This window comes from Methylobacillus methanolivorans (genome assembly GCF_054588515.1).
The window spans coordinates 249,130-272,344 of sequence record NZ_BAAILT010000002.1; the positions used below are offsets into that span (position 1 = coordinate 249,130).

23 protein-coding genes are annotated in these 23,215 nt (G+C 52.7%); 10 read left to right on the top strand and 13 right to left on the bottom strand.

Translation table 11 applies throughout. The features are described 5' to 3' along the window. Positions 1-46: 46 nt before the first annotated feature. Positions 47-346, bottom strand: coding sequence for a ComEA family DNA-binding protein (locus LG202_RS02480; protein WP_230346840.1), 300 nt, complete (start codon positions 344-346; stop codon positions 47-49). Here LG202_RS02480 and LG202_RS02485 point away from each other — a divergent pair. After that, positions 345-467 carry a hypothetical protein gene (locus LG202_RS02485; protein WP_268867557.1) on the top strand — a complete coding sequence of 41 codons (123 nt, stop codon included), beginning with the start codon at positions 345-347 and terminating at the stop codon, positions 465-467. The two genes, LG202_RS02480 and LG202_RS02485, sit on opposite strands and share 2 nt — an antisense overlap. A 23-nt stretch (positions 468-490) precedes the next feature. Here LG202_RS02485 and pyrF read toward each other — a convergent pair whose 3' ends face one another. The 10 genes from pyrF to aat form a co-directional block, all read right to left on the bottom strand. After that, a complete protein-coding gene (gene pyrF, locus LG202_RS02490) occupies positions 491-1,186 on the bottom strand; it encodes an orotidine-5'-phosphate decarboxylase (RefSeq protein WP_230346841.1) in 696 nt (231 codons plus the stop codon). Then, complete coding sequence (lapB, locus tag LG202_RS02495; RefSeq protein ID WP_230346842.1) at positions 1,183-2,346, bottom strand: lipopolysaccharide assembly protein LapB; 1,164 nt, start codon at positions 2,344-2,346, stop codon at positions 1,183-1,185. The genes pyrF and lapB overlap by 4 nt, the downstream gene beginning before the upstream one ends. Before the next feature lie 68 nt (positions 2,347-2,414). Beyond that, on the bottom strand, positions 2,415-2,672 hold the full coding sequence (locus LG202_RS02500; protein ID WP_230346843.1) for a LapA family protein: 258 nt from the start codon (positions 2,670-2,672) through the stop codon (positions 2,415-2,417). Positions 2,673-2,794: 122 nt separating this feature from the next. Further along, on the bottom strand, positions 2,795-3,082 hold the full coding sequence (locus LG202_RS02505; RefSeq protein ID WP_230346844.1) for an integration host factor subunit beta: 288 nt from the start codon (positions 3,080-3,082) through the stop codon (positions 2,795-2,797). Positions 3,083-3,094: 12 nt separating this feature from the next. Next, entirely contained in the window at positions 3,095-4,804 is a 1,710-nt protein-coding gene (gene rpsA, locus LG202_RS02510; protein WP_230346845.1) for a 30S ribosomal protein S1, read from the bottom strand. 82 nt (positions 4,805-4,886) lie between these two features. Next, positions 4,887-5,576: a (d)CMP kinase gene (cmk, locus tag LG202_RS02515; protein WP_230346846.1), complete on the bottom strand. Its 690-nt coding sequence runs from the start codon at positions 5,574-5,576 to the stop codon at positions 4,887-4,889. A gap of 3 nt (positions 5,577-5,579) precedes the next feature. Continuing rightward, positions 5,580-6,884: a 3-phosphoshikimate 1-carboxyvinyltransferase gene (gene aroA, locus LG202_RS02520; protein ID WP_230346847.1), complete on the bottom strand. Its 1,305-nt coding sequence runs from the start codon at positions 6,882-6,884 to the stop codon at positions 5,580-5,582. 2 nt (positions 6,885-6,886) lie between these two features. Then, the gene (locus LG202_RS02525; protein ID WP_230346848.1) at positions 6,887-7,768 is read right to left on the bottom strand and encodes a prephenate dehydrogenase/arogenate dehydrogenase family protein; all 882 of its coding nucleotides are present in this window, start codon (positions 7,766-7,768) and stop codon (positions 6,887-6,889) included. 182 nt (positions 7,769-7,950) lie between these two features. After that, positions 7,951-8,697, bottom strand: coding sequence for an arginyltransferase (locus LG202_RS02530; RefSeq protein ID WP_230346849.1), 747 nt, complete (start codon positions 8,695-8,697; stop codon positions 7,951-7,953). Next, positions 8,694-9,389, bottom strand: coding sequence for a leucyl/phenylalanyl-tRNA--protein transferase (gene aat / locus LG202_RS02535; RefSeq protein ID WP_230346850.1), 696 nt, complete (start codon positions 9,387-9,389; stop codon positions 8,694-8,696). The genes LG202_RS02530 and aat overlap by 4 nt, the downstream gene beginning before the upstream one ends. 97 nt (positions 9,390-9,486) lie before the next feature. On the opposite strand from aat, the gene LG202_RS02540 reads away from it, so the two are divergent. From LG202_RS02540 to LG202_RS02555, 4 genes are all read left to right on the top strand, one after another. Further along, positions 9,487-9,840, top strand: a complete 354-nt coding sequence (locus LG202_RS02540; RefSeq protein WP_230346851.1) for a hypothetical protein — start codon at positions 9,487-9,489, stop codon at positions 9,838-9,840. Positions 9,841-9,930: 90 nt separating this feature from the next. Beyond that, positions 9,931-10,212, top strand: coding sequence for a hypothetical protein (locus LG202_RS02545; RefSeq protein WP_230346852.1), 282 nt, complete (start codon positions 9,931-9,933; stop codon positions 10,210-10,212). 2 nt (positions 10,213-10,214) lie between these two features. Then, complete coding sequence (locus tag LG202_RS02550) at positions 10,215-11,597, top strand: TolC family protein (protein WP_230346853.1); 1,383 nt, start codon at positions 10,215-10,217, stop codon at positions 11,595-11,597. Beyond that, a complete protein-coding gene (locus LG202_RS02555) occupies positions 11,597-12,964 on the top strand; it encodes a multicopper oxidase family protein (RefSeq protein WP_230346854.1) in 1,368 nt (455 codons plus the stop codon). The genes LG202_RS02550 and LG202_RS02555 overlap by 1 nt, the downstream gene beginning before the upstream one ends. Before the next feature lie 22 nt (positions 12,965-12,986). Here LG202_RS02555 and LG202_RS02560 read toward each other — a convergent pair whose 3' ends face one another. Next, a complete protein-coding gene (locus tag LG202_RS02560) occupies positions 12,987-13,178 on the bottom strand; it encodes a heavy-metal-associated domain-containing protein (protein ID WP_230346855.1) in 192 nt (63 codons plus the stop codon). A 124-nt stretch (positions 13,179-13,302) separates the two neighbouring features. Between LG202_RS02560 and LG202_RS02565 the strand changes: the two genes are divergently transcribed. The 3 genes from LG202_RS02565 (at position 13,303) to LG202_RS02575 (ending at position 18,641) form a co-directional block, all read left to right on the top strand. Then, the gene (locus LG202_RS02565; RefSeq protein WP_459724337.1) at positions 13,303-15,507 is read left to right on the top strand and encodes a heavy metal translocating P-type ATPase; all 2,205 of its coding nucleotides are present in this window, start codon (positions 13,303-13,305) and stop codon (positions 15,505-15,507) included. 305 nt (positions 15,508-15,812) lie between these two features. Further along, on the top strand, positions 15,813-17,468 hold the full coding sequence (locus tag LG202_RS02570) for a diguanylate cyclase (RefSeq protein ID WP_230346856.1): 1,656 nt from the start codon (positions 15,813-15,815) through the stop codon (positions 17,466-17,468). 21 nt (positions 17,469-17,489) lie between these two features. Continuing rightward, a complete protein-coding gene (locus LG202_RS02575) occupies positions 17,490-18,641 on the top strand; it encodes a mechanosensitive ion channel protein MscS (RefSeq protein WP_230346857.1) in 1,152 nt (383 codons plus the stop codon). 62 nt (positions 18,642-18,703) lie between these two features. Here the strand turns inward: LG202_RS02575 and LG202_RS02580 are convergent, their stop codons facing one another. Beyond that, on the bottom strand, positions 18,704-19,975 hold the full coding sequence (locus tag LG202_RS02580; protein ID WP_230346858.1) for an OmpP1/FadL family transporter: 1,272 nt from the start codon (positions 19,973-19,975) through the stop codon (positions 18,704-18,706). 90 nt (positions 19,976-20,065) lie between these two features. Between LG202_RS02580 and LG202_RS02585 the strand changes: the two genes are divergently transcribed. Both LG202_RS02585 and LG202_RS02590 read left to right on the top strand, forming a co-directional pair. Next, positions 20,066-22,291 (top strand): YgiQ family radical SAM protein, encoded by a 2,226-nt coding sequence (locus LG202_RS02585; RefSeq protein ID WP_230346859.1) that lies wholly within the window; start codon positions 20,066-20,068, stop codon positions 22,289-22,291. Between the two features lie 111 nt (positions 22,292-22,402). Beyond that, a complete protein-coding gene (locus LG202_RS02590) occupies positions 22,403-23,188 on the top strand; it encodes a TraB/GumN family protein (RefSeq protein WP_230346860.1) in 786 nt (261 codons plus the stop codon). Positions 23,189-23,215: the final 27 nt, after the last annotated feature.

Genomic DNA, 23,215 nt, shown 5'->3' on the forward strand with positions numbered 1-23,215 from the left:
GATGTAAAAATCCCCGCTAGAGGCGGGGATTTTTTTGTGAGAATTTTTAGTTAGTTTTCTTTTCTGGCTTGGCAGCAGGGGCTTTAGCAGATTTTCCTACTGATAATTCACTGCGTAAATTATCGACACTCTTTTTGCCAAACCCTTTCACATTATCAAGCTCATCCACAGTCTTAAATCCGCCATGGGATTTGCGATAGTCAACAATTGCTTGAGCCTTGGCCGGGCCAATGCCCTTAACTGATTCGAGTTCTGTGACAGATGCAGTATTGAGATCAACAGCTGCCATGGCGCTGAATGACAGGCCCAGCGATAGCAGGATTGCAGCCCACAATGATTTCTTCATGATGAATCTCCCCTTGAACATGGTTATCGGTTTTATGCCCGCCATTGCTGGCGGACAACTCCATCATAAGCCTGCTAAGGATGAGCTTGTGTTAAGGAAAATCATGGAAAATGCTCCATGAAAATCATGAAACAAGCCTGGGAGTTATTGCTGTATAGATTGGTGAATGAGGGTTAAAGCGGCTAGTGGATCGCTTGCTTTGGTAATCGGGCGACCAATGACCAGATAGCTGGAGCCCATGGCGAGCGCTTGTGGTGGGGTGACGACGCGTGATTGGTCATCCAGGCTGGCATCCGCGGGACGAATGCCGGGGGTGACGAGGCAGAATTCACTGCCCAGGTTTCGTCGTAGCAGTGGGGCTTCCTGCGCTGAGCAGACAACGCCATCAAGCCCAGACTGTTGGGCCAATGTGGCCAGGTGCAGCACATGTTGTTCAATTGGTGCGTTGACGCCGAGTTGTTGCAAGCCGGCTTGGTCCATGCTGGTAAGCACGGTGACGGCGATGAGCAAGGGCGAATGACCGCTACGGGCAACGCCTTCTCGCGCGGCTTCCATCATCTTGCTGCCACCGGACGCATGTACATTCAGCATCCATACCCCCAGTTTGCTAGCTGCCTCACAAGCCTTGGCCACAGTGTTGGGGATATCGTGAAACTTGAGATCCAGAAAAACAGGGAAGCCCAGGCCTACCAGTTGTTCTACCAGTTGTGGTCCCGCTGCTGTGAACAGTTCCTTGCCGATTTTGAGCTTGCAAAGCTTGGGGTCAAGTTGTTTGGCTAAGGCAAGGGCGCTCGGAGCATCAGCATAATCCAGGGCAACGATAATCTTGGGATCGGTCATACAGCAGATTCTTTGGTTTCAGGTGATAGGGATTCCCAGGCATTACATGCTGGGCACTGCCAGTGGAAATTCCGGGCGCGGAAGCCGCATTGGTCGCAGTAATGTGCACTACGATTACCAATGGCATAACGTACAGTTTGTTGCATCAACAAGGCGTCTTGTTGGTTGGCACCTTCCATCAGGGATTGCGCTCGTAGAAGTTGATCCAGGGTTTGCAGGCTGGGCTTGCGGCGCAGTTCTTCACGGGCCAGTGCTTCAGCGCTTGCGGCCCCTTCTTCGCTCAAGGTGGTTTCATATACCAGGTTGAGCATCGAGGGTAGTTTGTATGCCTGTAAATAACCCTTGAGTAAGCTAATACCTTCATCCAGATTATTTAGCGCCTTGTAGCTATTAAGTAGTTTGGGTGCTACCAGGCCGAGGTATTCAGGGCGTTGGAATTCAACGCGTTTCCAGAATGAGATGGCTTGCTTGTGGTTGCCAGTAGCCGCTTCGAGGTCACCTAGCATGATGTTGGCGCGCACGCAGCGCTTATCGGCTTCAATCGCCATATCCAAGGCATGACGGGCACTATGAGTATCATGCTCAAGAATGGATTTCATGGCAATTTCACAATGGAATTGTGCCACTTCCTTGCGGAAGGAAATACCAGACAGGCGCTCCAGTTCAATCGCACTCTTGATCGCGTGATTCCATTCGCGTTCGCGGATATAGATTTCCAGTAGAGCACGTAATGCGGTTTGCTTGTAGCGGCTATCGTGCAATGAGGTGAAGAGTTCCTCTGCCCGGTCAAACAGGCCTGCCTTGAGGTAATCTTGTGCCAGTTCGGCCATCACGGCCTGTTTCTGTTGATCAGGCAGTTCCTTGCGTTCCAGCAGGTTGAGATGCAAGTGGATGGCACGATCCACTTCGCCACGGCGGCGGAACAGGCTGCCTAATGCGAAATGTAACTCCATGGAGTCTGCATTCGCTTGCACGGCCTCAATAAAAGCTTCGATGGCCTTGTCGTGCTGATCACTGATGAGGAAATTCAAACCCTTGAAGTATGCTGCAGGCAATGCGGTAGATTCGGTCAGCAGTTGGTTGATGTCTACCCGTGCGGCCAGCCAGCCTAAGGTGAAGAAGAGGGGAAGGGCGAGTAGCCACCAGTATTCAAATTCCATGATTAATTTCCGAGCCTGCCATCAATGTGACAAGCATTTTGCTAAGGATGACGATACGAATATACGTACTACTTGTTCATCTTCAGGTTCTTGATTTCTTTTTCCAGTGCAAGTAGCTTGCGGCGTTGGCTGATTAGCGAGCCCAGGCAAGCAATGACACCAGCGATGATGCCAGTAAAGAACGTAACCAGCAGCATGAGGGATAGCGGTGCTCTCCATGAGTAGCCAAGGTAATAAGCCAGTTCAACAGGCTCCGCATTCTTGAAGGCAAACCCCAGCAGCAGGATGAACAGCAAAACGCTAAGTATCGTGTATAAGGTGCGCATCCCCTGATTTTACCCAAGCATCACCAAAACGTGCGGAATTCGATGTAAAAAAATAAAAAAGCGGTAGCACCATTGAGGATGCTACCGCTTTTCCTAGCACAACAAACGAGTTGTTGGTGTGCTTAATTGCTGTCGCCGTCTACACGCTCGCGCAATTCCTTGCCAGCTTTGAAGTGAGGTACATGTTTCTCCGGTACCTGTACTTTTTCACCTGTCTTAGGATTGCGACCAAGACGTGGTGGGCGGTAGTTCAAACTGAAACTACCAAAACCACGAATCTCAATTCGTTCACCGGAAGCCAAGTTATCCGTCATGGAATCAAGGATAGCCTTGACGGAAAGTTCTGCATCCTTGACAACCAGTTGCGGAAAGCGCGCAGCCAAGTTGGCAATCAACTCCGATTTGGTCATGACGCTATGACCTTACTCGTTGTTTTTGCCGTCAAGCTTAGCCTTCAGCAATGCACCAAGATTGGTGGTGCCAGCAGAACCGGCATCATTGCTGAATTTTTGCAGCGCATCAGCTTCGTCAGCAAGATCCTTCGCCTTGATGGACAGGGCGATAGAGCGGTTCTTGCGGTCGATGTTGGTAATGCGGGCTTCGACTTCTTCGCCTTCCTTGAGCACGGTAGAAATGTCGTCTACCTTGTCACGGGAAACTTCAGAAGCACGCAGGTAGCCTTCTACTTCGCCTTCAAGCGTAATCACTGCGCCCTTAGCTTCGATGGACTTCACGATACCCTTAACGATAGCACCCTTGTCATTTAATGCAGTGTAAGCGCTGAATGGATCGCTATCGAGTTGCTTAACGCCAAGGGAGATGCGCTCCTTCTCAACGTCGATGCTCAGTACTACAGCTTCGAGTTCGTCACCCTTCTTGAAGTTGCGGATAGCTTCTTCACCAGATTGGTTCCAGGACAGGTCGGACAAGTGAACCAAGCCGTCGATACCACCAGGCAAGCCGATGAATACGCCGAAATCGGTGATGGACTTGATTTGACCGCTAACCTTGTCACCCTTCTTGTGGGAAGCAGCAAAGTCATCCCATGGGTTAGCCTGGCATTGCTTCATGCCCAAGGACAGACGACGACGGTCTTCGTCGATTTCCAGAATCATCACTTCTACTTCGTCGCCCAATTGAGCGATCTTGGCAGGATGTACGTTCTTGTTAGTCCAGTCCATTTCGGAAACGTGTACCAGACCTTCAATGCCTGGCTCGATTTCAACGAATGCACCGTAGTCGGTCAGGTTGGTGACCTTGCCGAACAGGCGGGTACCCACTGGGTAACGGCGGCCCAAAGCAACCCATGGATCGTCGCCCAACTGCTTGATACCCAGGGAAACACGGTTCTTCTCTTGATCGAACTTGAGGATCTTTGCTTCAACTTCTTCACCAACAGTCAGCACTTCAGATGGGTGCTTGACGCGACGCCATGCCAAGTCGGTAATGTGCAGCAGGCCGTCGATGCCACCCAGATCAACGAATGCGCCGTAGTCGGTGATGTTCTTGACGATACCCTTGACTACTGCGCCTTCCTTCAAGGATTCGAGCAGTGCCTCGCGGTCAGCGCCCATGGTTTCTTCCAGCACAGCGCGGCGGGAAACCACAACGTTGTTACGCTTGCGATCCAGCTTGATAACCTTGAAGTCCCATTCCTTGTTTTCAAATGGAGTCGTGTCTTTAACAGGGCGCAGATCAACCAGTGAACCTGGGAGGAATGCACGAATGCTGTTGACCATGACAGTCAGACCACCCTTGACGCGGCCATTGACCATGCCCTTGATGATGCGGGATTCGTTCATTGCTTCTTCGAGGTCTTGCCATGCAGCCAGGCGCTTGGCCTTTTCGCGGGACAGCTTGGTGGAACCATAACCATCTTCCAGGGATTCGATGCAGACTTTGACAAAGTCGCCTGCATTTACTTCGAGTTCACCGCGATCATTGCGGAACTCGGAGGCAGGGATCACGCTTTCCGACTTTAGGCCGGCGTTGACGATAACGAAGTCATCATCAACAGAGACAACTTCAGCGGTGATCACTTCACCGGAACGCATTTCCTGGCGAGCCAGGCTTTCCTCGAACAGGGCTGCGAAGCTTTCCATGGATGAGGTTGTGGTTGAAAGGTTAGCCATTAAAAAAATATCCAGATAATCCCGCCGTGCAGCGGGGCTAAATTAAAAAAACCATGAACCGGTGAGATTCACGGCGCTAGTACTACAAAACTTGTTTGTCAGTGTTGGCGCGACTGTAATCCAGGATCGCGTTTACTGCCTGGTCTATGCTAAGGTGGCTGGTTTCCAGCAACTTTGCATTCTCGCTTTTCTGCAACGGTGCAACAGATCTTTGGCTATCTCTTGCATCACGTGCTTGCAAATCTTGCAAGATTTCCGCGAGATTAGCATGGATTCCTTTTTCCATCAACTGTTTATAGCGCCTCTCGGCCCGAATCTCCGCACTGGCTGTAAGGAATATCTTGGTGCTTGCATCCGGGAAGACGACAGTGGCCATGTCCCGGCCATCTGCGACTAGGCCGGGTGCCTTGCGGAAGCTTTTTTGCAGATCAAGCAGGGCTGCGCGCAATGCAGGGTGTACGGCAACCTCAGAAGCGCCACGGCTAATTTCTTCGGTACGTACGGCTTCGGTGATGATGTCACCGTTCAGGTAAATTTCTCCTGCTGCAAAGCGTATGTCCAGATGGGTTACCATTTCCGCTAGCGCCATTTCGTCTTGCCAGTTGATGCCGTGCTTGAGCGCGGCAAGTGCGGCAATGCGGTAAATCGCACCTGAATCAAGGTAGTGGTAACCCAGGGTTGTTGCGACACGCTGCGCTACGGTTCCCTTGCCAGAAGCAGAGGGGCCATCAATGGCAATTACAGGAATAGAGCAGGGCGATATCTCGGTCATGGGCTATATGGAGGATGTTAAGGTGTGAATGAGCATGCTAAAGCGCTCGAAATAATCCGGGAAGGTCTTGGCGACACACTTGGGGTCGTTGATGATGACGGGTACGCCGCCCAAGGCGACCAGCGAGAAACACATAGCCATGCGGTGATCGTCATAGGTATCAATGTGTGCATTGGGAAGCAGCGCAGTGGGAGGTGTGATGCGGAGATAGTCGCTGCCTTCCTCGACAATCGCCCCCACCTTGCGCAGCTCGGTCGCCATGGCGGTGAGTCTGTCGGTTTCCTTGACGCGCCAGCTTGCTATATTGCGCAAGGTGCTTGGGCCATCGGCAAATAGTGCCAATATAGCCAATGTCATGGCGGCATCCGGGATGTGGTTACAGTCTAGGTCCAGGGCCTTGAGCTTGCCAGGCACGGCGCTGACTTCAATCCAGTTGTCTCCTGTTGTGACAACTGCCCCCATTAATTCAAGTGCTTCGATAAAGCGTACGTCGCCCTGAATGCTGTCGCGACCAACGCCTTCTACTCTTACTGGGCCTTGGCCGATGGCACCCGCTGCGAGGAAGTAAGAGGCAGAAGAGGCATCGCCCTCGACATGGATGCTGCCTGGACTTTTATAAGTGCTACGTGCCGGGATGGTGAACGCGCGCCATTCGTTACGTAATACCTCGACGCCGAACCTGCGCATTAGGTTAAGTGTGATCTCGATATAGGGCTTGGAAATCAGCTCGCCCACGACTTCAATGCGCACTTCCTTGCCTGTCAGGGGCAGGGCCATCAATAGCGCAGTGAGAAATTGGCTAGAAACATCGCCGCGCACTTGCAAGGCCTGGCTGGTATTAATCTCTGCCGGGCGGATGTGTAAAGGCGGGAAGCCAGGGTTTTGCAAATATTCTATCGATGCGCCTGCTGCATTGAGTGCATCAACCAAGTCACCAATGGGGCGCTCGTGCATGCGCGCGATGCCGGAGAGTTCGTAATCACCCTGGGATAACGCCAATGCGGCGGTCAGTGGGCGGAAAGCCGTGCCTGCGTTGCCAAGAAACAGTTTGGCTTGCTTCACTGGGAGGTTGCCAGCGCTGCCTTCGACTCGCCATTGATGTGGGGCGGTTTGAGTCAATACAACCCCCAGGGTTTGCAAGGCTTCAAGCATGCGTTGTGTATCGTCCGAGGCAAGTAGCTCGTGAATCTCAGTCGTGCCTTGCGCGAGTGCAGCAAGTAGCAGTGTGCGATTGGAGATACTTTTGGAACCAGGCAGTTTTACTGTGCCATGGGCCAGATTTGCTCCAGGCAATGTCAATGTTTCCATGCTTAATTTTTCCAGAGAGCGGATGGTGAACGCTGTGCCCAGGCGTTGCGGGCCTGGCTGGCGCGCTCGAAAGTGGCTTGCAGGCTAGCAGCATCGCCGTGTTCCAGGCTTTTGCGTAATTGATTGAGTGCCGACTGGTAACTATCCAGCTCTTGCAGCAAGGCTGTGCGATTAGCCAGGCTGATGTCACGCCACATTTCCGGTGAGCTGCCAGCGATGCGGGTAAAGTCGCGAAAGCCGCTGGCGGCAAATTCAAAGAATTGCTCCGCATCAGGTCGTGCAGCCAACTCGTCTACCAAGGCGAAGGCCAGCAAGTGGGGCAGGTGGCTGACAGCAGCAAAAATCGTGTCATGTCCTTCAGGGCTCATTTCACGCACGATGGCGCCTGTGCTCAGCCAAAGTTCGCGTACGATTTGAACTGCGCCTGGGTCGGTACGCCCGTCAGGAGTGAGAACGACATTTTTGTTTTGGTATAAGGTAGCTTGAGCAGCGGAGGGGCCACTTTTCTCTGCACCTGCAATGGGGTGTCCAGGTACAAAGCGCGATGCTGCCTGACCAAGGAGTTTATGCGCCTCGTTCGCGATATCGGCTTTGGTGCTGCCTGCATCAGTAATGATGGTCTTGTCTTCTAGGTGTAGTGCTATACGCTGGAGGATGGGGCCAATTTGCGCTACCGGCGTGGCAATCATGACTACATCTACACCTTTAAGAGCGGTGGCGATTTCAGTCGCAGCCTCATCTATGATGCCTAGCCTTAGTGCTTCTTGCAGGCTGTCTCCCGAGCGGCCCACCCCTGTAACGTGCCAACCTGCGTTTGCCGCTTTGAGCGCAAGGGCAAGTGAGCCGCCAATAAGGCCAACGCCAAAAACAAGCAGTTTTTTCAAGATGAGAATGTAGAGTGGAGTGAAAAGCGCGATTGTAGCATGTTAGCCAGGAGAGGCTGGATGGGGGAAAGCAACCAAGACGTTTTGTGCGAAGGCAGAGAAACACAAAACGCTGGCTGCAATAAACCACAAGGAGTCATGCTATGAGGGGCGAAAACTGAATTGGTTCCCAGCCAACAATATTATTTTTCTGGGGAGGGGTGTTCGGTGTGAATGGGCTGCCATTCGCCGTTGATCAAGCCTTCTTGTGGCAGGAAGTTTTGTTTGTAGGCCATCTTGCGGCTTTCCTTTATCCAGTAGCCCAGATAAAGGTAAGGCAGGTTGAGACCTGTGCACCAATCAAGCAGCCACATAACATTGTAAGTGCCATAGCTCGCTTGTTTGTCGGCAGCATCGTAGAAAGTATAGACCGCAGATACGCCATCACGCACGATGTCGACCACGCTGACCATTTTCAGCACACCATGTTCACGAAACTCTACCATCAGGCTTTCCACATTGCTTTGCACTAGGAAGTTGCGGTATTGCTCTGCCGTCTCAGGATCACCAGAGCCGCCTTCGTGCCGGGCAATTTGGTAAGCAGAATAGAGAGCAAAGTGTTCTTCCGAGAAGGTCAACTCCATCAGGGCGACAGATAGGTTCTGGTGCTGTTTCCAAGCTCGGCGCTGGCTACGGCTGGGTTGAAAGTCTGCGACTGGCAACCTGACGGGGATGCAGGCATGGCAAGTTTCGCAATGGGGGCGGTAGGCAAATTTTCCGCTGCGGCGGAAACCCAGCTGTATCAGGCCGCTGTAGGCCTGGGCGTCAATTAAATGGTGTGGTGTGGCAATCAGCGATTGTGCGGGTTTGTTGGCAAGGTAACCGCAGGAGTACGCCGTGGTGGCATAAAACTGGATTTTGTGCAGATGCTGTTCGCCGGGCAATGTCATGTCGGGTAGTGTATCAATTCGCGCAGTCGTTGTGAAAATTCTGCGCGTGGAATCTCACGGGCGCCCAGTGAAGCTAGGTGCTGTGTTTTCATCTGGCAGTCGATCATGCCGCAGCCCAGCGTTTGCAGATGTTGCACCATGTGCACGAAAGCAAGCTTGGATGCATCGGTGACATGATGAAACATGGATTCACCATAAAACATCCTGCCGATGCGGATGCCATAGAGGCCGCCTACCAGCGTGTCATCCATCCATGTTTCGGTGCTGTGGGCGTAACCCAGGCGATGCAGCTCCGTATATCCCTGCATGATGTCATGTGTAATCCAGGTGCCATCCTGGCCCTCGCGCGGCGTGGCAGAGCATGCAGCAATCACTTCGCTGAATGAAGAGTTGAAGCGGATTTCATAATCCTTGCGCTTGAGGCGCTTGGCGAGGGATTTTGATATTTTTAATTCATTGGGGAATAGCACCATGCGTGGATCTGGGCTCCACCATAAAATGGGTTCGCCCTCGCTGAACCAAGGGAATATGCCTTCTTGGTAGGCGCTGAGCAAGCGCTCGGCGCTTAGGTCTCCACCAATCGCAAGTAAGCCGTTGGGCTCCTGCAATGCGGCCTCTAGTGGTGGAAAAGGCGTATTGTCCTGCAATGCACGTACCAAGCCACCGGGTAGTCGATAATATTGATGGCTCATTTAGTGTGGTGGTGTCCAGCAATGTCAAGTATGGCAGCAAGCTTAGCATAATGCCGTTGCGCTATGCTGGCTGTGCCAATTGTGATATTTTCCTTCTATGCGCCTCTATCGCTTTCTTGTCATGTTGCTCTTGGCCGTATTCCTGGCAGATACCGCTATGGCCAGTGCCAGCCTGCATTTGCCTGAGGCTGCCCCTGCGACGATGCAGATGAATGTGCACCAGCATCACGTCAAGCATGCCGATGCGCAGCACGACAATGGCTATCAGCAGCATGTTGATGATTGCAGAAGCTGCCATGATTGCCTGTCATGCTTCAGTGTATTGCCCATTTCTATCCCTATGGCGATGCCTGATTCGCCTCCTCATCCAGTGATGGATGCATTCAACCTGATTTATTTTCCACCTGCCTTGGCGCAATTGCAGCGCCCACCTATCTCGTTCTCCAGCTAGATTGTTGCGATGGTCGCTGTTTCTGTGCGGCCGCTGTCTTAAGCTGCTTGTCGTAATCAAGCAAGCACTACATCGTCAATGGAGAGCATTATGCGATTCAATATCATCTTCTCAGCTTTATGCTGTCTTTGCCTTGCACTGCCCGTCACAGCAGTAGAGGCTGACATCAACCCTGGCAAGGCTTTGCAATATGAGCCTGTGCTGCAGCAATACCAGAAATTCGATCATGGCCAGAAATCCGGCGATGCCAAGCAAGTTGAATTGGCAGACCCGCATGCAGGTCATGATATGCATCAAGGACATGACGTAGAGTATGAGCACCACCAGCATGCCGAGCATCATGATCACCAGCATATGCAGCACGGAGAATAATCATGACGCAGTTAATATCGAGGCTCGCGATGCTCTGTGTTGTCGTGATCAGCAGCCTGCTTTCCGGGTGCGCGACGTTTAGCCGTGATGGTGGCATTGATGATGTGCAATCTACGGTTGCTCAACGCCTGAAACAGGATGTGGCATTCGATGGTGCTGACAAGGCGATTGCACAGCAGCGTGTGAATGAGTTGCTCGCCAAGCCATTGGGTGTTGATGAGGCCTGGCAATTAGCATTGTTGAATAACCGTGGGCTAAAAGCTGGCTTGGCCGAACTTGGCATTGCCGAGGCGGACCTAGTGCAGGCCGGGCGCTTGCCAAATCCACGCTTTTCCATGCTGTACACGCGTCATGACGGCGACTACAAAATAGAACAGTCCTTTACTTTCAATGTATTTGCCCTGTTGACAATGCCGCAGGCCAAGGCTGTGGAGCAGCAGCGCTTCGAGCAAGCCAAACTTGAAGTCAGCCTGCAAGTGCTGGCCCTGGCGCAGGCAACTCGCCAAGCCTGGGTTGAGGCTGTCGCGGCAGAACAATCATCGCTTTATGCTGCGCAGGTGATGCAGGCAGCGGAAGCAGCGGCAGAGCTGGCACGGCGCATGTATCAGCAAGGCAACTGGAGCAAGCTGGATCAGGCACGTGAACAAGGCTTTTATGCTGATGCTGCGCTGGACTATGCCGCGGCGCGCGAGCACCAGCGCATGGCGCGTGAGCGGTTGTCACGCTTGCTTGGGCTTGGAAATAGCGATCTCTTTACACTGCCACCACGACTGCCTGATTTACCGGTGGCAGAAGATGATCTTTTCCAGGTACAGCAGCAGGCTTTTCTGCAAAGGCTGGATTTGCTCGCGAGGCGTGCTGAAGTAGATGCGCTCGCCAAGCAGTTAGGCCTGAGTAAAACCACGCGCCTGATCAATGTGCTGGATATTGGGCCAGCACGTGTGCTGGAAGGCAGACGCGGCGAGGCTTACAAAAAAGGCATCACCCTGGGTTTTGAGCTGCCGTTATTTGATTGGGGGAGTGCGCGCGTGAAGCGTGCTGAGGCTATTTATACCCAGGCGCTTGAACGTACGGCACAAACAGCGATTGATGCCGAGACTGAGGTCAGGGCCGCTTATACGCGTTATCGTGTACGTTATGAAATAGCGCGCCATGTCCAGGATGAGATCGTGCCGCTGCGTCAGCGCATTTTGCAAGAGAGTCAGTTGCGCTACAACGGTATGCTGGTAAGTGCATTTGAGCTACTTGCAGGGGCGCGGGAGCAGATCGGCAGCGTCAATCAATATATCAATGCCATGCGTGATTTTTGGCTGGCTGATGCCAGCTTAGCAATGGCGACCATGGGGCCTGCGGCATCCCTGGATGTGGATGGAAGGGGAGAGTAATGTTGAATCGCCGAGATTTTTTCAGGCTAGGGGCGGCTGCTGTGGCTGTGGGCACGGTCAGCAAGGTGGCAATGGCCGCCCTGCCGGAAATTGCTAGCATGGGCAGCGCAGAAACCCAGGTGCCACATGTGCCTGGTAATGGCAGGCCTTTTCATCCAGTGGTGACTTTAAATGGTTGGAGCCTACCGTGGCGCATGCGAGGTGGCGTCAAAGAGTTTCATCTAGTGGCAGAACCCGTGATACGGGAGATTGCGCCGGGCATGACCGCCAACTTATGGGGTTATAACGGCCAAAGCCCAGGGCCGACCATTGAGGTAGTCGAGGGAGACCGGGTACGCATCTATGTTACCAACCGGCTGCCGGAGGCAACCAGTGTCCACTGGCATGGACAGCGCCTGCCCAATGGCATGGATGGCGTGAGCGGTCTCACACAGCCAGCAATTCGGCCTGGCAAGACGTTTGTCTATGAGTTCGAGGCCAAGCGTGCCGGTACTTTTATGTATCACCCGCACGCTGATGAAATGGTGCAAATGGCCATGGGCATGATGGGGTTCTGGGTCACTCACCCGAAAAATCCTGATTTCATGCGTGTGGACCGTGACTATGTTTTCCTCATCAATGCCTATGATATTGACCCGGGCAGTTATACGCCCAAGGTGGCAACCATGCTGGAGCACAACCTGTGGACGTTCAATAGTCGTGTATTCCCGGGGATTGCACCCATGGTGGCGGGGTTAAACGAGCGGGTGCGTATACGCGTGGGCAATCTCAGCATGACCAATCATCCAATACACTTGCATGGACACGAGTTTACCGTGACAGGGACGGATGGTGGCTGGGTCCCGCCTGCGGCGCGCTGGCCTGAGGTGACCACCGATATCGCTGTTGGCCAGATGCGGGCGATTGAGTTTGTCGCGGATGCGCCCGGCGACTGGGCTTTTCACTGCCACAAGAGCCACCATACCATGAATGCCATGGGGCACCAGGTGCCAACCATGATAGGGGTGGAGCAAAAAGGCCTGGTCGACAAGATTACTCAGCTATTGCCTGATTACATGCCTATGGGCGAAACTGGCATGGCGGAGATGGGCGAGATGGCAATGCCGCTGCCGGAGAATACCTTACCCATGATGAACGGCAAGGGGCAGTTTGGCGATATGCACATGGGCGGCATGTTTACGACCATGAAGGTTCGCGCGGGGTTGAAGACTGGAGATTACAGTGACCCTGGAGATTATCTGAATCCGCCTGAAACGGTGGCCCATGAAGTCGACGCCAGCGGCGTTCCCGTGAGCCGGGTACCCGCTGCGAACGTCGAGGGGCATCACTTACATATCAAGAAGCCTGACGGGCACGAAGGACATTAGTCGGCTAATGGGAATGTGTTCATTATTCAGGTGTGTAACCTGCATCGCTGATCGCATCGCGAAAGCGCGAGGCCTCGATATCGCTATTGATCTGCACGGTCTTGCTGGCAATATCTACTGCCACACTTGCGTGCGGATCAATTGCCTGTGCTGCCTGGGTAATGGCTTGCACACAATGATTGCAGCTGATGTCGTTGACCTTGAATGTCGTCATGAAAGGCTCCTGGTCGAATGTTGGGCCAACAGTATGCGCCTTGACTCCATGGTGTAGTCAAGCCCTGCGATCACGTTGAGTTGGTCAGCCTACTGGGTTAATGTAGTGCAATGAGGATGTAAGAGTGAATAAGCAGCCATCACTAGAAAAATTAGATTTTGCCATTAGCGGCATGACGTGTGCGGCTTGTGCTGGTCGTATCGAAAGGTCGTTGAATAAGCTACCTGGTGTGCAACAGGCGAGTGTCAACTTGGCGACTGAGCAGGCGCATGTAGAGGCTGTGGATGTCGGCATGGCATCGCAGATTGAGCAAGCGGTTGGCAAGCTTGGTTACCAGGCGCGGCTGCTTAAGCCCGATGCGCCATCTATACAAGCAGAGTTGCCGCGAGATGGATTGAAGGTCGTGATTGGCGCCATACTCACCTTGCCGCTGGTGTTGCCCATGGTTGGCGTCTTGTTCGGCCAGCATTGGATGTTGCCTGGATGGCTACAATGGTTGCTGGCAACGCCAGTGCAGTTTTGGTTGGGCGCCAGATTCTACCGCGCAGGCTGGAAGGCGGCACTCAATTTCTCGGGCAATATGGATCTGCTTGTCGCAATTGGTACCTCCGCAGCCTATGGGCTTTCTGTGTATTTGCTCTGGCAGCATTCGATCCATTTGTATTTTGAGGCCAGTAGCGCAGTCATCACATTGGTACTATTGGGAAAGTGGCTGGAAAGCCGTGCCAAGCGCCAGACCACTGAAGCGATACGTGCCTTGCAGGCGCTAAGGCCTGATACCGCACGTGTCCGTCGCAATGACGTGGAAGAAGATATACCGTTGGCCGGGGTGATGGTGGGTGACCTGGTCTTGGTGAGGCCCGGTGAACGTATGCCAGTGGACGGGCTGATACGCGAGGGTAGTAGCCATCTGGATGAATCCATGCTTACTGGCGAAAGCGTACCTGTCAAGAAAAGGATGCAAGACAAGGTGACTGGTGGTGCTGTCAATCTGGATGGCGTATTGCTGGTGGAAACGACAGCGATTGGTGCAGAGACAACCTTGGCACGCATTATTCGCATGGTGGAGGATGCCCAGCTTGGTAAGCCTGCTATCCAGCGCTTGGTGGATAGTGTGAGTGCTGTGTTTGTACCCGTGGTCTTGTTCATTGCGACACTGACGCTGCTTGGCTGGGCTTGGCATGATGGTCAATGGGAGCAGGCTGTACTGAATGCGGTTGCAGTATTGGTGATCGCCTGTCCTTGCGCGTTGGGGTTAGCAACACCTACTGCCATCATGGCGGGTACCGGCGTGGCTGCGCGTCATGGCATATTGATCAAGGATGCTGATGCGCTGGAGCTATCACACAAAATCAACGTGGTTGCCTTTGACAAGACTGGCACCCTGACGGTGGGGAAACCACGTGTGATTCAAGCGGTCAGCCGCCCAGGGCAAGAGGCAACGTTACTTAGGCTGGCGGTTGCACTAGAACGGGGCAGTCATCACCCTTTGGCTGTAGCGGTATTGCAACATGCACAAGTATCTGGCTTGGAAGTGCCAGTAGCCAGCGACGCTGTGGCATTGCCTGGTTGTGGCCTGATGGCAACAGTGGAAGGTCGACGCGTATGGTTGGGCAACCAGCGCGCGATGCAACAGGCAGGTGTATCGATAGATAGCCTGCAAGAGCAAGCTATCCCCTTACTGGAAAATGGGCTGACTATTTCCTGGCTCGCGGTGGATGACGAACAGGGGCAGCCACAGCTGCTGGGTTTCATGGCATTTGGCGATGAGCTCAAGTCTGAGGCGATCATGTCGATACAACATCTGCACGCCCTTGGTATCAGGGTATTGCTGTTGACGGGCGATAATCCAGCCAGTGCCCAGAGAATTGGTCAACAATTGGGTTTGGATGAGGTGTATGCAGAGCAATTGCCTGGCACCAAGGCCGAAGTGGTAGGGAACTTGCGCAAACAGGGACATGTGGTTGCGATGGTGGGGGATGGGATCAATGATGCTCCCGCACTTGCGGCAGCGGATATTGGTTTTGCCATGTCGAGTGGTACGGATGTCGCAATGCATACTGCGGCGGTGACCCTGATGCGGGCTAGCCCCTTGCTGGTTGCAGATACGATCGCTATTTCGCGCCGTACTTACAGCAAGATACGGCAAAACCTGTTCTGGGCATTTGTTTACAACCTGATAGGTGTGCCGCTGGCTGCTATGGGTATGCTAAACCCGGTAGTCGCTGGTGCTGCGATGGCATTGAGTTCAGTGAGCGTAGTGACGAATGCCTTGATGTTGCGGCGCTGGAAACCAACAGTGCAAGCATCAGTGATGCCGCGTGATTAGAATGGCGGAATGCTATTTGCTTGAATAATATGATGCGGTCATTTGGGTTGCAATCCTAGATTGACTACATATTTTTAATTATAAATAAAAAATTATCTATTTTATGGAGAGTGTTTCAACAGCAATATTTCGTTGCTCGGCTTTGCATCGTAGATGCGCCCGTTGAGCAATACCTCGGACAAGTCTCAAGAAAACTTTTATGCTCGTGTTGATGGCAGCATTGTAGAATGCTCAGCCATGCATATTGAGACTAGTTATTCGGCCTATTCATAATAGCTTCATTCAAGGGGAGAATGGTTGCGTTCATGCGGTGTATCGTGAAAGCCATGCCAAGCAAGCGCTGGTATATGCGTTGGTTGCTATCATGCCTGTTGATGTGTCAGGTTGTATTGGCGTATGCGCAACCTTTGGCAGGTGAGGGCACATGGTATGAAGCAGCAGGTCATGGTGATTGGTCGCAGGCGCAGCATCAGCGTGACTTAGTTGAGATCACCAATCCTTCCAGAATAGGCGGGCGCTTCATTTACAAGGCAGATTTTGCTCTGCCGCAAGATGGGCATTATGTGATCGACTTTGATAGCTCCAGCGTTATCGGTCAGTTTACCCATCATATTTATAATGCGTCGGGGGAGCAGGTCCTGAGCCTCAAAGGCGGTATTCAGGCTCGTGTTGCCAATCCCTATATGCTGCGCCATGGGCGTGATCTCATGTTGCCAGCAGGGCATTACACTTTGGTCAGCGAAGTTAACGCCCCGTTTTTTCTTGCACACCCTCAGCCCTATATCACTACATTGCCCGAGTATCAGCAGTCGATCAAGATGGGTAATGCCATCGTGCTGGTCTCTTACGGTGCCATGCTGATTCTGGCGATCTACTATGCGGCCTTGGGCTATATCCGCAAGCAGGCGACGGACCGCATGTATGCCTTATTCATTCTGGGCAACATTTTTTATAACGGTATGGCTCTGCTGGTGTTACCAGATTTGTTTGCCCTGCACTGGTTTTATCTGATCAGTTTTCCGATTCTGTTCTCCAATATTGCCTACGTCTATTTCGTTATCTATCTGTTGAATTTGCGCCAGTATGCCGATTCGCGCTTACTCCGCTTAGGGCGCGGCATTATTTTTCTGCTCACTTTCTTCATTCCCGTAGCCGTGATTTGGCCTCATTTCTCGCTCGAGTTGGCGCGTGTTGGGGTTGGGTTCATTATGCTATACGGCTTGTTGGCGGGCCTCCGTAAGGCTTGGCGTGGAGACTTGATTGCCAAGTATTACTTGGGGGCGATATTTGCTTTCTTCATTATTGGTGCCTATTCCATTACCAATACGCGTATTGCATGGTCGCAGACTTTCTATATCGAGCACCTGGGCATGCTGGCAGTGACGGTAGAAATGGTTTTGCTGGCCTTGGTGTTGGCGCGTCAGTTTGCTTTGCTTAATCATGAAAAAGAGCATGCGCTGACCCTTTCAAAGCGTCACTTGAAGATTGCCCATACCGATGCACTGACGGAGTTGCCCAATCGCTATGCGCTGGATCGAGAGTTATCTGCCTTGCCGGTGGATGGTGTGCTGGTATTCATTGATATTGACGGTCTTAAGTTTTACAACGATAACTATGGTCACAAGCGTGGTGATGAGTTATTGCGTTCTTTCTCGCGGGCAGTGAGTGAAGCGCTTGGTGAAATGGGCATCTTGCACCGGATTGGTGGGGATGAGTTTGCCATCACCAGTCCTGAGGGCAATGTGCATCAATTGGAGTCATGCATGGCCAGGGCGATTGAGATGCTGCGCAAACAGGGTTTTGAATTCGCTGGCATGAGCTATGGCATTGCTCATGCCATGGAAAGCCGAGACAGCAATATGCTCAAGTATCTGGCAGATACGCGTATGTATGCGCAGAAACGTGAGCGTCAGCGTGCTGCTGAACAACAGACAAGAAAAAGTAGGGAAACAGCAGTTTAATCACAACAAAAGGGGAGAAATATGAATAAAAAATGGCCTTTGATCTGGCCGGTATTGGTCTGTCTGGCATTACCATTAATTGCCGCATGGTTTGCTTATCCTGATACTCATTTACCGCCAGGATTCGGCGTGTTTCCGCCGGATTACAACCAGCCCATGCCAGGTTTCAACTTGCTCATCTTCACTGTTATTGCCTTGGTTGAAATTGCATTTGCTATCTTCTTGTTGTTTCCCACCTGGTTTGGTTTCCAACCTGTCACGCCATCACCTCGACCAGCTAAAAAGCCTTTTCCCATCTGGTTCTGGATCGGTGCTGCATTCACCTTGTTTTTTTGGTGGTTGATGTGGGCTCGTGTGACACCATTCGGTAACCTGGTTTATTACGCCTTCAGCCCGATGTGGTGGGGGTTTATCCTGGTGCTGGATGGGCTGACCTATCGCCGTAACAATGGTGTCTCGCTGTTATCCAGCAAGCCCAAGACCTTTATCATTAGTGCCTTGGTCTCGGTGTTCGGCTGGTTGTTCTTCGAGTATTACGACTATTTCGTACTTGGCAATTGGTATTACCCCAATACGCACATCCCAGGCTTGTCTCACGGCTTGATCGTGGCGTTGTTCCTGATTGCGTATACCACCGTCTGGCCAGCAATCTTTGAATGGTATACCTTGCTCAAGACTTGTCCCAAGTTGGCGACCCGTTATAGCCAGGGTCCTAAGTTGGCCTTGCCAGCATGGTTGTTGATCTGGGGCGGTTTTTCGCTGATCTTTCTCATGACCTTCCTGCCTTATCCCTTGTTCTGGGTGGTGTGGATTGGGCCATTTGCCGTCGTTGCAGGCGTACTCATGAAGCTCAAGATATGGAACCCCGTGAGTGCGATGGCAACAGGCAACTGGACACCCTTGATCCTGGTGGCATTGGCATCGCTGTTCAACGGCTTTTTCTGGGAGGTGTGGAATTATGGTAGTGCGCATCCATTGCCGGAATTACAGACCAACCCCAATTATTGGATCTACAACATTCCTTACGTCAATGTGATTCACATCTTTGCCGAAATGCCGCTGCTAGGCTTCTTCGGTTACTTGCCTTTCGGTGTGTTGGTGTGGGTAGTCTTTATCTGGGCTGGCAAGGTGTTTGGGTTTGACCCCAGCATAGAGCTGGAACAGAAACCCTAAGCTGACGTCCTGTAGTAAAAAAGCCGGCAAATGCCGGCTTTTTTATGTGCTCAACAACTGTGTTATTGCCATTGGCGGCTCAACATGAAGTGCAGGAACAAGGCTTCGTTACGAAGCTGGGCATTGCCAAATGGCATTTCACTATTGTTGTAGTTCACCTTCACGACAGGGGAATATTCCAGGCCGCCGGTGAATGTCCATTCCGGGGTGAATTTGTAGGCTGCCCCGGCAGTGTAGTGATGCTCTAGTATCCCCGCAATAAATGGGGTGGTTGTTGCACGTGGCATCGGGTTCTTGCCATAGTTGTAACCTGCGTACAATGTGGTTTTGGGATTGATGTCATAAGCAAGTCCCAGTGCCAATACTACCTGGTTGCGCCAATCCAGACGATTGCTAGAGGATATTTGCGCCGGTGCAAAGCTACTGTCTGGATTTTTTGCGGTGAGCGTGGTGGACTTGATGGCGTCGGCCCAGTTGATCCAATTCACCTTGAAAGCCAGCAATAGATCGCTCTCTGGTTTCCAAGCCATGCCCAGTGCGACTTCTCTGGGTGTTGCAAACCCCTCCAGCTTGGCATCGTCGTACTGGAATGTTTGTGCACCCGCATTGAGTGAGAAAGTGCCACCAGTGAGTGGGAGCTTGGTTTTTTCAGTATACGCAGCTCCAAAAGTAAGTGTCGGGCTGAGCTTGTATTGCAAGCCAACCTTGAAGTTAGGGCGCACGCCATAAGCATCTTCAAGTTTGATACCACCAATGCCGGGAGTATCGCGATACAAGGACTGCTGGATGCTGGCATAGGTCAGCCCTATGGTGGTACCCAGCGCCAAGCGCTCAGTGACCTGGCAGCCAATGCCGAAGCCGATTTTAGCAATGCCAAACTTGGCAGAGAAGTTGTCCTGGTTGCCCTGTGAGGTATTGACGTTACGGAAGACGCCGCCAGCACCGCCTTGTACAAACGTGCCAACGCCAGCGCCACAGGGTGTCTCTGCAATCGACTGTGCATAGCCACCGCCGCCTAGCATGGTATAGCGGTTGGAAGCGTGCACATCGCTGCCGTATTGGTCTGCATGGGAGAGGTCCAGGGTCCGCAGCACGCTGCCAAACCCATTGAATACCTTACCCTGGATCTGGGCTAGACCAGCAGGGTTTGTATTGATTGCAGAGCTATCGCGGGCGACTGCGACATCGGCCCCGCCCATGAGCAAAGACTCGGCACCGAAACCAATCAGATTGAAGCCGTTGGTGGCATGGGCTGGGAGCGCCAGAGTGAACAGCAAGGCTGCCGCGCCCCGGCTTGCTTGTTGCACCCGATGGGGCTTGTGCTGGATTTTCATTGAATAATTGCCTGATTTATCAGTTGATTTTATAAATTTTTGGTATGTTTTGATCATGGTGCCAGCGTTACAAGGTAAAATGCCGACGCTATGGAATCACCACGTTTAATCAGCGCTTATCGCCCTTATTGGGCCAAGCGTTTCGGCACAGCCCCCATTCTACCCATGTCACGTGCTGAAATGGACAAATTGGGTTGGGATAGTTGCGACATCATTCTCATCACTGGCGACGCTTATATCGATCATCCAAGCTTCGGCATGGCGCTGGTCGGGCGCTTGCTTGAGGCTCAAGGTTTTCGTGTAGGTATTATTGCCCAACCCGATTGGCAATCTGCCGACCCGTTCCGCGAACTGGGCAAGCCTAACCTGTATTTTGGCATCACTGCTGGCAATATGGATTCCATGGTGAATCATTACACGGCAGACCGCAAAATACGTTCTGATGATGCCTATACGCCGGGTGCCGTGGCTGGTAAGCGTCCTGATCGCGCCATTCTCGTCTATTCGCAGCGTTGCCGCGAGGCTTTTCCCGGCGTGCCACTGGTGATAGGCAGTATCGAGGCCTCCCTGCGCCGCATCGCCCATTATGATTATTGGTCTGACAAAGTCAGGCGTTCCGTGCTAGTGGATTCCAAGGCCGATCTGCTGATTTACGGCAATGCCGAGCGGGCATTGGTTGAAATCAGCCACCGTATTGCCAAGGGTGAGCAGGTGAGTGAGATTACTGATGTGCGTGGTACTGCTTACTTGCGCAAGCAGGTGCCTGAAGGCTGGGAAGAGGTATCTTCAACAGCACTAGACCGTCCCGGCAAGATAGATAAACAAGTTGACCCGTATGCGATGGAACCTGCGATGGAGCAGACGGGCGAATCCTGTGCATCCACAGCGGCTGCCGCTGCCGCGAATAGTGGCCTGGAGCCTGGCGTGCAGGCGATTACCATCGTACGTAAACCGAATAAGCCGAAGGCAGAGCGCAGTAGGCAATTCATCCGTTTGCCTGCATTTGAAGAAGTATCTAAAGACCCGGTGTTGTATGCTCACGCTTCACGCGTGTTGCATCTGGAAGCGAATCCGGGCAATGCCCGCGCCTTGGTACAGCGGCATGGTGACCGCGAAGTTTGGCTGAATCCGCCGCCGATTCCCTTGACCACCAAGGAGATGGATTACGTCTACGACCTGACCTATGCCCGCACGCCGCATCCAGCCTATCAAAATGAGCGTATCCCGGCCTGGGAGATGATTCGTTTCTCCGTCAACATCATGCGTGGTTGCTTTGGCGGTTGTACTTTCTGTTCTATTACTGAACACGAAGGGCGCATTATCCAGAGTCGCTCCGAAGCTTCCATCCTCAAAGAAATCGAGGAAGTACGCGACAAGGTGGAAGGTTTCACCGGCACCATTTCCGACCTCGGTGGCCCGACAGCCAATATGTATCGTCTTGCATGCAAGAGCGAGACCATAGAAAAGAGCTGCCGTAAGCTGTCCTGCGTATTCCCGGGCATCTGCGAAAACCTCAATACCGATCATTCGCACCTCATACAGCTATACCGCAAGGCGCGGGCGATCCCCGGCATCAAGCGCATCCAGATTGGTTCTGGCCTGCGTTACGACCTCGCGGTGAAGTCTCCTGAATACGTCAAGGAGCTGGTGCAGCATCATGTAGGCGGCTATCTGAAGATTGCCCCCGAGCATTCCGAAGAGAATGTGCTCACCAAGATGATGAAGCCCGCGATGACGGCCTATGACGAGTTCAAGGCCATGTTTGAGCAATTCTCGCGCGAGGCGGGTAAGGAGCAATACCTGATTCCTTACTTTATTGCTGCGCACCCCGGTACTACCGATGAAGACATGCTCAACCTGGCTTTGTGGCTGAAAAAATACGACTTCAAGCTCGACCAGGTGCAGACCTTTACCCCAACCCCCATGGCGATGGCGACTGCCATGTATCACTCTGGCAAGAATCCCTTGCGCAAGGTGACGCATGACAGTGAAGACGTGCCCATCCCCAAGGCTGGTGGTGTGCGCCGCCTGCATAAGGCTTTTATCCGCTATCACGACCCCAATAACTGGCCAATGCTGCGCGAAGCATTGAAGAAAATGGGCCGTGAAGACTTGATCGGCAATGGTAAAAAGCACTTGGTGCCTGCCTGGCAGCCCATCTTGCCCAAGGAGCAGGCCAAAGCCAATGGCAGCCGCCGTTCGGCCAAGCCTGTGGCGACCTCTCCACGCCCTGCAGGTCGTGTCCCCGCGGTCGGTAAAAATCAGGTAGTACCTCAACGCCCGGGCAAGCCTGCACGGAAACCCGGTCGCCCATAAGCGTTGATGTTCAGGATGCGTTGTCACCAAAGCCTCACAAGTGTCTTCTTGCGGGGCTTTTTTCTTTTCTGCTGTTTATATTCCGCTGTGGCCCTGGCGGCTGGCGATGGCATGTTGTGGAAAGTGCAGGCTGGCAATGGCCCGACCAGTTATTTATTTGGCACTATTCATGTCGATGATGCCAGGGTTACCGCGCTGGCTGAGCCAGTCACCCTGGCATTGTCCTCAGCGCCATTGTTCATGATGGAGGTGCTGCCTTCCAGCGATGTGTCGCCTTACATCATGCAAGCTAGCCTGGATAAGCTCTTGACCGAATCCGAGTTGCAACAGGTTTATGAAGCGGCTGAAGTTCATGGATTACCGCGTGATATGGTCTTGCGCATGAAGCCTTGGTTGCTGGCCATGGTGTTTGATTTGCCCGTACCGCAGTCACCCTATACCCTGGATGTACAGCTTTACCTGCAGGCGCAACGAGCAGGCAAGCAGGTCAAGGCACTGGAAACGGCACAAGAGCATTTTTCTGCCCTGGAAAGTCTTACCCTGGATGAGCAGTTGCTGATATTACGTAGCGTGCTTAAGCGCAGTCAGGAGCAAAAGGAAAAAGATTTTGAGCTCTTGATACAAGCTTATCTTTCTGGTGACCTTAACAAAGTGGCGGCATTGGATGCCGAGTTAACCGCAGATGATTTGCCTGCTGGATTATGGGACAAGTTGCGCGTCAGGCTGCTTGATGAGCGAAATCACAATATGTCAGTGCGTATTGCACAAGAGGCAAGCAAGACATCGCTATTTATTGCCGTAGGCGCGGCACATTTGCCCGGCGATCATGGCTTGATTGCCTTATTGAGAAAAGCCGGATTGACGGTGGAGCCTGTTGTAACGGTGTCGGGTGACTAGGCTTCTTTCGTGAAAGAGGCCTAGCCC

Coding starts and splice junctions, on each gene's coding strand:
- LG202_RS02585 (WP_230346859.1), top strand. CDS start 20,066: ATGGAATCACCACGTTTAATCAGCGCTTATCGCCCTTATTGGGCCAAG.
- LG202_RS02575 (WP_230346857.1), top strand. CDS start 17,490: ATGAATAAAAAATGGCCTTTGATCTGGCCGGTATTGGTCTGTCTGGCA.
- LG202_RS02570 (WP_230346856.1), top strand. CDS start 15,813: ATGCGGTGTATCGTGAAAGCCATGCCAAGCAAGCGCTGGTATATGCGT.
- aroA (WP_230346847.1), bottom strand. CDS start 6,884: ATGGAAACATTGACATTGCCTGGAGCAAATCTGGCCCATGGCACAGTA.
- LG202_RS02540 (WP_230346851.1), top strand. CDS start 9,487: ATGCGCCTCTATCGCTTTCTTGTCATGTTGCTCTTGGCCGTATTCCTG.
- pyrF (WP_230346841.1), bottom strand. CDS start 1,186: ATGACCGATCCCAAGATTATCGTTGCCCTGGATTATGCTGATGCTCCG.
- LG202_RS02560 (WP_230346855.1), bottom strand. CDS start 13,178: ATGACGACATTCAAGGTCAACGACATCAGCTGCAATCATTGTGTGCAA.
- LG202_RS02485 (WP_268867557.1), top strand. CDS start 345: ATGATGAATCTCCCCTTGAACATGGTTATCGGTTTTATGCCCGCCATT.
- rpsA (WP_230346845.1), bottom strand. CDS start 4,804: ATGGCTAACCTTTCAACCACAACCTCATCCATGGAAAGCTTCGCAGCC.
- LG202_RS02550 (WP_230346853.1), top strand. CDS start 10,215: ATGACGCAGTTAATATCGAGGCTCGCGATGCTCTGTGTTGTCGTGATC.
- aat (WP_230346850.1), bottom strand. CDS start 9,389: ATGAGCCATCAATATTATCGACTACCCGGTGGCTTGGTACGTGCATTG.
- LG202_RS02505 (WP_230346844.1), bottom strand. CDS start 3,082: ATGACCAAATCGGAGTTGATTGCCAACTTGGCTGCGCGCTTTCCGCAA.
- LG202_RS02590 (WP_230346860.1), top strand. CDS start 22,403: ATGTTGTGGAAAGTGCAGGCTGGCAATGGCCCGACCAGTTATTTATTT.
- lapB (WP_230346842.1), bottom strand. CDS start 2,346: ATGGAATTTGAATACTGGTGGCTACTCGCCCTTCCCCTCTTCTTCACC.
- LG202_RS02555 (WP_230346854.1), top strand. CDS start 11,597: ATGTTGAATCGCCGAGATTTTTTCAGGCTAGGGGCGGCTGCTGTGGCT.
- LG202_RS02580 (WP_230346858.1), bottom strand. CDS start 19,975: ATGAAAATCCAGCACAAGCCCCATCGGGTGCAACAAGCAAGCCGGGGC.
- cmk (WP_230346846.1), bottom strand. CDS start 5,576: ATGACCGAGATATCGCCCTGCTCTATTCCTGTAATTGCCATTGATGGC.
- LG202_RS02500 (WP_230346843.1), bottom strand. CDS start 2,672: ATGCGCACCTTATACACGATACTTAGCGTTTTGCTGTTCATCCTGCTG.
- LG202_RS02480 (WP_230346840.1), bottom strand. CDS start 346: ATGAAGAAATCATTGTGGGCTGCAATCCTGCTATCGCTGGGCCTGTCA.
- LG202_RS02545 (WP_230346852.1), top strand. CDS start 9,931: ATGCGATTCAATATCATCTTCTCAGCTTTATGCTGTCTTTGCCTTGCA.
- LG202_RS02530 (WP_230346849.1), bottom strand. CDS start 8,697: ATGACATTGCCCGGCGAACAGCATCTGCACAAAATCCAGTTTTATGCC.